This window comes from Flexivirga sp. (assembly GCF_035551235.1).
GTDB lineage: Bacteria > Actinomycetota > Actinomycetes > Actinomycetales > Dermatophilaceae > Flexivirga.
Genome location: NZ_DASZNO010000015.1, coordinates 1 through 1643, shown reverse-complemented (window position 1 = coordinate 1643; position 1643 = coordinate 1). Strand labels below are relative to the sequence as shown.

At 67.9% G+C, this 1643-nt stretch carries 1 protein-coding gene and 1 pseudogene; both read left to right on the top strand.

Annotated elements, in window-relative coordinates; all coding sequences use genetic code 11:
- Nucleotides 1–539 (top strand): annotated as a pseudogene (locus VG502_RS02560) (RNA degradosome polyphosphate kinase); the annotation flags it as partial.
- 20 nt (nucleotides 540–559) lie between these two features.
- The gene (locus VG502_RS02555) at nucleotides 560–1438 is read left to right on the top strand and encodes an NUDIX hydrolase (protein ID WP_325548391.1); all 879 of its coding nucleotides are present in this window, start codon (nucleotides 560–562) and stop codon (nucleotides 1436–1438) included.
- Nucleotides 1439–1643 lie beyond the last annotated feature (205 nt).

Here is a 1643-nt window from a genome sequence, read left to right as displayed (position 1 = left end):
TCGAGCGGATCGACCGCGAGATCCAGCACCACCACGCGGGCCGCCCAGCGCGGATCCGGATCAAGGTGAACAGCCTGGTCGACGAGGCGCTGTGCGACGCGTTGTACCGGGCGTCGCAGGCCGGCGTAGGAGTGGACCTGTGGATCCGGGGCATCTGCACGCTGCGCCCCGGCGTACCGGGTCTGTCGGACAACATCCAGGTCCGCAGCATCCTGGGCCGCTTCCTCGAGCACAGCCGGGTGTTCCTGTTCGAGAACGGTGGCGAGCCGGAGGTGTGGATCGGCTCGGCCGACCTGATGCACCGCAACCTCGACCGGCGCGTCGAGGTGCTGGTGCAGCTGAAGCAGCAGGACCACGTCACGGAGCTGGGTGAGATGTTCGACCTGGCGATGGACGACAGCACCGGCTCGTGGTGGCTGCAGCCGGACGACAACTGGCAGGCCCGGCTGAACGGACCCGACGGCGAGCCGCTTCGTGATCTGCAGGAGCGACTGATCGCCACGCGTGGCCGGCGTCGAACGTCCGACCAGATCGGTTAGTCACGATTTAGGGTGAACGTATGAACAGCCCGGCGACCGTTATCGCCGCGGGTGGTGTCGTCTGGCGGGAGCGCGGCGGCACGCGGCAGGTGCTGCTGGTGCACCGTCCCCGGTACGACGACTGGTCGCTGCCCAAGGGCAAGCTGAACGCCCATGAGCACGTGCTGCTCGGCGCGCGGCGTGAGATCGAAGAGGAGACAGGGCACCGGGTCGTGTTCGGTCCGCCGCTCGGTGTGCAGCGCTACGCAGTACGCAAGAACGGCGGTACGGCTGAGAAGCTGGTGCACTACTGGTCCGCCGTACCGGTCGGCAAGAGCGACTTCGAGCCCAACGACGAGGTGGACGAGGTCAGCTGGCTGTCCGTCGACAAGGCCCGCGGCAAGCTCAGCTACCCGCGTGACGTGGACATCCTCGACGCACTGGAACACGCAGTACCTGTAGCCGCCACCGTGGTCGTCGTACGGCATGCAGACGCGTTGAAGCGCAAGGACTGGGACGGCAAGGACACGCTGCGGCCACTCACCGACACGGGTACTGCGGTCGCGGAGCGGCTGAGCGGTGTACTGGGAGCTCTCGGCGCCAACCGGCTCATCAGCAGCGACGCGGAGCGTTGTGTGGCGACGGTCACGCCGTACGCCGCCTCGATCGACCGCCACGTGCACCTGTGGCCGGAGATCTCCGAGCGAGGGTACGACGCCGACCCGGACCGGCTGCGCGGTCTGGGGGAACGGGTGTGGCGGCCGGGCAAAGTGACGGTCGTCTGCTCGCACCGCCCGGTGCTGCCCGCACTGTTGCGGGAGCTCGGGCTGAAGGTGGGAAAGTTCTCCACGGGGGCCTTCCTGGTCGCGCACAGGCTTGCCGACGGCCGGGTGGTCCACGAGAGATTCAGTGCACCGTAGGACTGCGACACGGCTCGGTGACGATCCAGGCACAGCCGAAGGGGCGCCCGGGTGACACTGGAGGTGACGGGTATGTTCCTACCCGAGGAACCGGCGCCCCACCGGGTGCCGGTCTGAGGAGAGGTTCGGGGCGCACCATGACGATGATGCGAGAACTGACACTGATCGGGATCCGGATGGAATCGCCCAACCGGGCCCCGGTGAT